The sequence below is a fragment of the Nocardia sp. NPDC050799 genome (assembly GCF_040654015.1).
Taxonomy (GTDB): Bacteria; Actinomycetota; Actinomycetes; order Mycobacteriales; family Mycobacteriaceae; genus Nocardia.
Genome location: NZ_JBFAHF010000079.1, coordinates 1 through 6,730, shown reverse-complemented (window position 1 = coordinate 6,730; position 6,730 = coordinate 1). Strand labels below are relative to the sequence as shown.

Below are 6,730 nucleotides of genomic sequence, written 5' to 3'. Positions count from 1 at the left end.
CGCCACAGCCGCAGGGTGGCGGCCATGGCCCGGTTGGTCGGAGCCCTGGCCGGTAGCGTCGGGATCTCTGTCATGCAATTCAGAGTGCTGGTTGCCCGCGGCCGGGCCCGCCGCCGCGGACGATATCGGCTGGCTGCGTTATCTGGCCCGCCGATGTCTCGTGCACCGCCGCCTGGTGCTCGGGGCCTACGCGGGAGCCGCCGCCGCGGCCGTGCTCACCGCGGCGCTACCGCTGGTGGTGCGCCACGTCGTGGACACGCTCACGGTGACCGCCGATTCGGTGGCGCCGTGGGCGCTGCTGCTGTTCGCGCTGGGGGTGGTGCGGTTCGGCGCCTCGTTCACCCGCCGGGTGAGTTCGTCCAAACTGTCGCTGGGGGTTCAGCACGATCTGCGGCGCGATCTGTTCGCCTCGCTGCTGCGGCTGGACGGGCGGGACCGCGAGGGCCTGCGGACCGGACAGGTCGTGAGTCGTGCCATCACCGACGTCACGCTCATCCAGATGTTCCTGCAGCTGATCCCGATGGTGTCCGGCAACCTGGTGCTGCTGGTGGCTGCCCTGGTGCTGATGGCGGTGATGTCGCCGCCGCTGACGGTGATCGCACTGCTGGTGCTGCCCGCGCTGTGGCTGATCGCCCGGCGCAGTCAGCGCGAACTGTTCCCGGCCAACTGGGACGCCCAGGCCCGCGCCGCGGAGGTGGCCATGCAGGTGGAGGCCGCTGTCGCGGGCGTGCGAGTGGTCAAGGGTTTCGGACAGGAGCGGCACGAGCTCGACGGATTGCGCGAGCGGGCGACCCGGCTCTACCGATCCCGGCTGCGGGTCGCGCGGATCACCAGCCGGTTCACCCCGGCCATGCAGGCCGTCCCGGCGGTGGGCCAGGCCGCGGTGCTGATCGTCGGTGGGCTGCTGGCGCTGCGCCATTCGATCACGCTGGGTACCTTCCTGGCGTTCATGACCTATCTCGGTTCGTTCGTCGGCCCGGTCCGGCAGTTCTCCATGTTGCTCACCGTCAGCCAGCAGGGCCGGGCCTCCCTGGACCGGGTCCGCGAGGTGATCGAGGCACCGGCACCGGCGAGGCCCGTGCCGACCGGCCCGGCGGCGCGCACGACCGGCACCCCGCCGCGGCCCGCCCCGGGCGGTTCGGCAGTGCGCGCGACCGGCTCGCCGCCGCGGATCGAGTTTCGGGATGTGCGTTTCGCCTTCGATGACAACCGGGTGCTCGACGGGCTGGATCTGACCGTCGAACCCGGGGAGACGGTGGCCGTGGCCGGTGGCGCGGGCAGTGGGAAATCCGTGCTCGCGCAGCTGGTACCGCGCCTGTTCGACCCGGACTCCGGCAGTGTGCGATTCGACGGGATCGATATCCGGGAGCTGCCCGACGCCCGGGCCCGGGTGGCCATGGTCTTCGAGGACACCCACCTCATGGCCGACACCATCCGGGCCAATGTCGCCTACGGCCGCCCGGAGGCGGCGGACGAGCAGATCTGGCACGCGCTGCATCTGGCCGCCGCCGACGAATTCGTCGCCGCGACCCCCGACGGGCTGGACACCCGGATCGGGGAACGCGGGCAGCGGCTCTCCGGCGGTCAGCGCCAGCGCATCGCCCTGGCCCGGGCCCTGCTCACCGAGGCAACGATCCTGGTACTCGACGACGCCACCTCCGCCATCGACGCCCGGATCGAAGAGCTGATCTTCACCCGGATCGCGGCCGAGGTGCGGCGGCGGACCACCCTGGTGGTGGCGCATCGGCTGTCCACGCTGGCCCTGGCCGACCGGGTCGCGGTGCTCGACGGCGGCCGGGTCGCCGAACTGGGCGAGCCGGCCGAACTGCGGGACCGCGGACAGTTGTTCCGGGCGCTGTTCACACCGCCCGACCCGGCCGAGTTCGAGACCGCCGGGGACACGGAAGGGCCGGGGGTGCCGACCCCTGTGCTCTGGGTGGAACCGGACGCCGACACCGACGACGCCCGCACCCTCGAACAGGTCGCCAAGGCGTTCGCGCAGCGCGCGGCCGGCGCGCCCACCGGGATCGGGCGGGGCGCGGCCATGGGCGGGATGATGGCGGCCGCGCCGCCCAGCGGTGATGTCGCGCGGCTCATCGACCGGCTACCGGTGATCACCGACGACCCCGAGGTGCTCGAATCCTTCTCGGACACCCCCGATCCGCGCTTCACATTGCCGCGATTGCTGCGGCCGTTCGCGTGGCCGCTACTGGCCGGGCTGGCGCTGGTGGGTATCGACGCGCTGGCGCAGGTCCTGATCCCGTTCCTGGTGCGCCACGGTATCGATCACGGTGTGCTGGCGGGCGCGCGCGATGTACTGCTCGTCGCGGCGGGACTGACCCTGCTGGTGGTGGCGGTCGACTGGGTGATCGCGGTGGCGCAGGTGCGGGTCACCGGGCGCGCCGGGGAACGGCTGCTGTTCGGGCTGCGGGTGAAGACCTTCGCGCAATTGCAGCGGCTGGGCCTGCAGTACTACGAACGCGAACTCGGCGGTCGCATCATGACCAGGATGACCAGCGATGTCGACGGGCTGTCCAGTTTTCTGCAGACCGGGCTGGCCACCGCCCTGACCAGCACCATCACCATCGTCGGGGTCGTCGTCGCGTTGCTGGTGGTGGACGCGGGACTGGCCGTGGTGGTGCTGGCGACACTGCCGGTACTCGTGGTGACGACGGTGCTGTTCCGCCGGGCCTCGGTACCCGCCTACAACCTGGCGCGCGACCGGGTCAGCGTGGTGAACGCGTACCTGCAGGAGAATGTCGACAACATCAAGGTCACCCAGAGCTACCGCCGGGAAGCGGTGAACCAGGCCGAATTCGAGCGGCGGTCCTGGAGTTACCGGGACGCCCGGTTGCGCAGCCAGACGCTGATGGCGGTCTTCTTCCCGTTCATCGAGTTCATGTCCGTGGTCGCGACCGCGGCGGTCCTCGCGGTCGGCGTGCACCAGGTGCGCGAGGACGCGGTGACCGCGGGCACGCTGATCGCCTTCCTGCTCTACATCGATCTGCTGTTCTCCCCGATCCAGCAGCTGTCGCAGGTGTTCGACGGCTATCAGCAGGCCGTGGTCGGGGTGGACCGGCTGAGCGAACTGCTGCGCACCCCGGTCGACACCCCGGAGGACCCGGATCCGCGCCCGGTGCGGTCGTTGCGCGGCGAGATCGAGATGCGGGCGGTGGATTTCGCCTACGCGTCGCGTACCGCCGGCGCCCGGACCGCGGTCGTCCCGGCATTGCGCGAAGTGCGGTTGCGGATCGCCGCGGGCCAGCGGGTGGCGCTCGTCGGGGAGACGGGGGCCGGTAAATCGACGCTGGTGAAGTTGCTGGCCCGGTTCTACGATCCGACCGCCGGGCAGGTGCTGGTCGACGGTGTCGATATCCGCCGGTACGCCCTGCGCGACTACCGCAAACGCCTGGGGGTGGTACCGCAGGAACCCTTCCTGTTCGGCGATACGGTCCGCGACGCCATCGCCTACGGCAGACCCGAGGCGAGTCCGGCGGAGATCGAATGGGCGGCCCGGGCGGTCGGCGCGCACGAGATGATCGCCGCGCTGGACCACGGGTACCTGCAACCCATCGGTGAGCACGGGCGCGGACTCTCGGCGGGGCAGCGTCAGTTGCTCGCCCTGGCCCGCGCCCAGCTCGTGGACCCCGACATCCTGATCCTCGACGAAGCCACGGCATCGCTGGACCTGGGCACCGAGGCGAAAGTGGCGGCCGCGATCGACGTGCTCACCGCCGGCCGGACCACGATCGTGGTGGCGCACCGGCTGGCCACCGCCGCGGACGCGGATCTGATCGTCGTACTCGGCGACGGCCGGCTGCTGGAAGTCGGGACGCATACCGAGTTGCTGGCCCGCGACGGCGGGGCCTACCGCGCGCTGTGGGCGGCCTATGTGGAGCGGAGCGCGCAGGATTCGGCTGCGGTGCGCTGATCGCCCGCCGTCCGGTTCGAGGCGGCCATCGGGCGGCCGCTCCGCCGCCGGGGCGGCGGCGAGTCGTTGCCGGCGGCGGGGCCGCTGTGCCGCGCCCGGGGAGCGCCGGACGCGGCAGCCACACCACGGTGTCCCCGTGGAGCGGGGAACCTCGCCGTCCACTACCGGGTATTCGCGGCGCGAATCAGGAAGGGACCTCGGTGGCGATGGTGCCGTCCACGACCTCGGCGAGCATCCGGCCCCATTCCGGATAGGTGCGCACCTTCTGCAGGTGCAGGTCTTCGACCTTCGCGGTCAGGTCGGGGTCGGGATCATCGGAGAAGCGGACGGCGGACAGCCGGGCGATGTAGGGGAAGATACGCGGGTCACCGGCCAGGTGGACGGGATCGTGCAGATAGCGCTCGAGCGCGGCGAGGTCGGCGACCGCGGCGGTGTAGGCGTGGGTGAACCCGTCGCGCGGGTCACCGATATCGCGGCCGACCACGCCGAATTCGACCGATTCGACGCTCGCGGTCCGGCGCATCCGCTCCAGTACCCCGGCCTGCTCGTCCGGTGAGACACCGTCTTTGAAGCTGAACCGCAGGATGTTGACTATCACTCGAGTACCTCCAAAATCTGAACCAGTAGGTTCAGATTAACGGTCTGACAAGTATTGTCAACGGTATGGACCTTTGAACTGGCGGGTTCAATCATGGAGGGCGGGCGTTACTATGAGAGCGTGCGTGCGCGAGTGGAGGACGGCCCGGTCACCGGCCGGATCGATAAGCGGCGGGCGATTCTCGACGCGGCCTTCGCCGTATTCGCCCGGCTGGGTTACGAACAGGCCTGCGTCCGGGAGATCGCCGACGAAGCCGGGGTGGCCAAACCGACCGTCTACAACCACCTGACCGATAAGGAGAGCCTGCTGCGGGAGGCGCTCGTCACGGCCGCCGATCGGGTGGGCGCCGACTGCCTGGCCGCGGTGGAACGCCTGCGCAATCCGGGCGCCGACCTCACCGCGGCGCTGGAGGATACGGCCCGGCGGCTGCTGCGCATCTGCGCCGGGGACACCTCGCACGCCCTGCGCCGGCTCAGCGCCGCGCAGGCCAACCGGCTGCCCGATCTCGTGATGCTCGTCCGGGAACGCACGGCGACCGCGACCCTGGACGCGCTCACCGATCGCCTGGGACTGCTCGCGCTGTCCGGGAAATTGCGCACCACCGACCCCGCCACCGCGGCCGAACAATTCCTCGCGCTGCTCACCGGTCCGCTGGAGAACCGGTCCGCCCACGGCACCCGCAAAGTCCCGCCCGCCGAACTCCGGGCGATCGCCACCGCCGCGGTCCGGACATTCCTCGCGGCGTATGGACCCGCCGCCGGCCGGCCGGAAAGTGCACCTCGGCCGCGGTGAGTCCGGCTGTGCGCACGGTCAGCGGGAACGGCGCAGCGGCGGATCGGCGCCCTCGGGGACCCGGAGTTCGTCGCCGTGGTCGTGCACCCAGGCGGCCAGGGCGCGCAACGGCCCGTCCACCAGGCCGACGCCCAGCTCGGTCAGCCGGTATTCCACCCCGGGCGGCGCGTCCGGGTCGGGTCGCCGGGCGACCAGGCCGCGGCCGAGCAGCCGGCGCAGCGCCTCGGTGAGCGTTTTGTCGCGGATGCCGCCGATCCCGGTGCGCAAGTCGACGCGTCGCCGGGGACCGTCGGCGAGGGCGGCGAGGATCACCGGGTCCCAGGTGTGGGCGAACAGGTCGAGCGCGCCCCGCAGCCGGCAGTCGGCGATCGGGTCGGTGCGGTCGTGGTTATCGGTCATCGCCCACCAGCATCGCGGTCCGATACGCACCGATCGGTGCGTATCCCGCTCCCTACGGTAGCCCTCGCACAGGTTCGCGACGACGGAGGAGACGAGGGTGCGGATAGCGATTCTGGGAACGGGTCATCTGGCCGGAGCACTGGGCGGATGCTGGGTGCGGGCGGGGCACCGGGTCACCGTCGCGGGACGGTCTCCGGAGAAGGCGGCGGCGCTGGCCCGGCGGCTCGGCGGCGCGACCCGTCCGGCTCCGGCCCGGGAGGCGATACGCGGAGCGGACGCCGTACTGCTCGCGGTGCCCTGGGACGCGGCGGGCGCGGTGCTGGCGGCCGCCGGTGGCAGCGGCGGAGGTCTGGCGGGGATACCGATCATCGACCCGACCAACCCGGTCGAACACGGGGTGGGCGTGGTGCTGGGCCCCCCGGGCGGATCGAATGCCGAGCGGATCGCCGCGGCGGCGCCGGGTGGCCTGGTGGTGAAGGGTTTCCATCTGGTGCCGTCCACGCAGTGGGGTGCGGACGGTACGGCGACGACCGTTGTCCTGTGCGGGGACGATCCGGACGCGCTGCGCGTGGCCGGAACGCTGGTGCGCGATGCCGGGGCGGAACCCGTCGTGGTGGGGTCGCTGGCCCGGGCGCGGCAACTCGAAGAGGTGGCCGGGCTGTTCATCACGCTGGCGTTCGCCGGAGTCGATCCGCGGACCGTGGCGCCGGGTCTGCCGCCGGTGCGATCGTGAATGCGGGCACGCGCATGCGACCCCGCCGCCCGGTGTGGTCGTCCGGTGTGCCGCGTGTTCGCCCGGCCCCCGTACGAGTTCGTCCGCGAGCCGATCGTCGACGGCACCCGTGGAAGCCTGGGCGAGTACATCGGCGGTTCCGAAAAATTCTCGTGGACGGCGATGACTCTTCCGGCGGCGCACCGTCGTATCGGTTGAACGCGCTACCGACCCGGCGCGACCGACCCGAAGGACCGGAAATGACCACTACCAGCCCCGCCACCGCCCTTTCCGCCGA

The 6,730-nt window shown here is 71.5% G+C and carries 5 protein-coding genes; 3 read left to right on the top strand and 2 right to left on the bottom strand.

From position 1 onward, the window contains the following. Positions 1-91 precede the first annotated feature (91 nt). On the top strand, positions 92-3,931 hold the full coding sequence (locus AB0H42_RS35225; protein WP_357064107.1) for an ABC transporter ATP-binding protein: 3,840 nt from the start codon (positions 92-94) through the stop codon (positions 3,929-3,931). 184 nt (positions 3,932-4,115) lie between these two features. Here the strand turns inward: AB0H42_RS35225 and AB0H42_RS35220 are convergent, their stop codons facing one another. Beyond that, positions 4,116-4,529: a Dabb family protein gene (locus AB0H42_RS35220; RefSeq protein WP_357064104.1), complete on the bottom strand. Its 414-nt coding sequence runs from the start codon at positions 4,527-4,529 to the stop codon at positions 4,116-4,118. 120 nt (positions 4,530-4,649) lie between these two features. Between AB0H42_RS35220 and AB0H42_RS35215 the strand changes: the two genes are divergently transcribed. Continuing rightward, entirely contained in the window at positions 4,650-5,321 is a 672-nt protein-coding gene (locus tag AB0H42_RS35215; protein WP_357064103.1) for a TetR/AcrR family transcriptional regulator, read from the top strand. Between the two features lie 18 nt (positions 5,322-5,339). Here the strand turns inward: AB0H42_RS35215 and AB0H42_RS35210 are convergent, their stop codons facing one another. Continuing rightward, positions 5,340-5,720: a helix-turn-helix domain-containing protein gene (locus AB0H42_RS35210; protein ID WP_357064100.1), complete on the bottom strand. Its 381-nt coding sequence runs from the start codon at positions 5,718-5,720 to the stop codon at positions 5,340-5,342. Between the two features lie 97 nt (positions 5,721-5,817). Here AB0H42_RS35210 and AB0H42_RS35205 point away from each other — a divergent pair, with 97 nt between their 5' ends. Beyond that, on the top strand, positions 5,818-6,453 hold the full coding sequence (locus tag AB0H42_RS35205) for an NAD(P)-binding domain-containing protein (protein WP_357064097.1): 636 nt from the start codon (positions 5,818-5,820) through the stop codon (positions 6,451-6,453). Positions 6,454-6,730: the final 277 nt, after the last annotated feature.

Bases quoted from the DNA above. Each gene is read 5' to 3' on its own strand.
- AB0H42_RS35210 (WP_357064100.1), bottom strand. From the start codon at position 5,720: ATGACCGATAACCACGACCGCACCGACCCGATCGCCGACTGCCGGCTG.